The 441-nt window shown below is 66.9% G+C and carries 1 protein-coding gene; it reads left to right on the top strand.

Features of this window, described 5'->3' with window-relative positions:
* Positions 1 to 49: 49 nt before the first annotated feature.
* On the top strand, positions 50 to 441 hold a 392-nt coding region (locus NET02_RS16395), incomplete at its 3' end, for a Uma2 family endonuclease (RefSeq protein WP_284058505.1).

Here is a 441-nt window from a genome sequence, read left to right as displayed (position 1 = left end):
GGGCGAGATCGTCGAAATGCCGCCCATTGGAGACCGTCACGCTGCGAGTGTGGATCGACTGACTGAGCGCTTCGTTCAGCGATTCAGCGACGCCGCCATCGTGCGCGTTCAGAACCCTGTTCGTCTCGGTGAGCACAGTGAGCCGCAGCCCGATCTAGCGCTCCTGCGCCGCCGCGCTGACTTCTACGCCTCTGGCCATCCGGCTCCCCCCGACGTCTTGCTGCTCGTCGAGGTCGCCGACACCTCGGCTGAGTTCGACCGGCGGGTGAAGGTGCCGCTCTATGCCCGGGGTGGCATCCCCGAGGTCTGGCTCATCGAGCTCCAGCAGGAGACGCTGACTGTGTACCGCGATCCGACCCCCGACGGCTATCGGGCGGTTCAGGTGCTCCATCGCGGCGATTCGATCGCTCCCGCTGCCTTTCCCGACCGCGCGCTCGCGGT

The sequence above is a fragment of the Thermalbibacter longus genome, from assembly GCF_023806485.1.
In the GTDB taxonomy this organism is placed as follows: domain Bacteria; phylum Chloroflexota; class Chloroflexia; order Thermomicrobiales; family Thermomicrobiaceae; genus Thermalbibacter; species Thermalbibacter longus.
The sequence above is the reverse complement of the archived record's forward strand: the minus strand, read 5'-3'. Positions and strand labels throughout refer to the sequence as shown.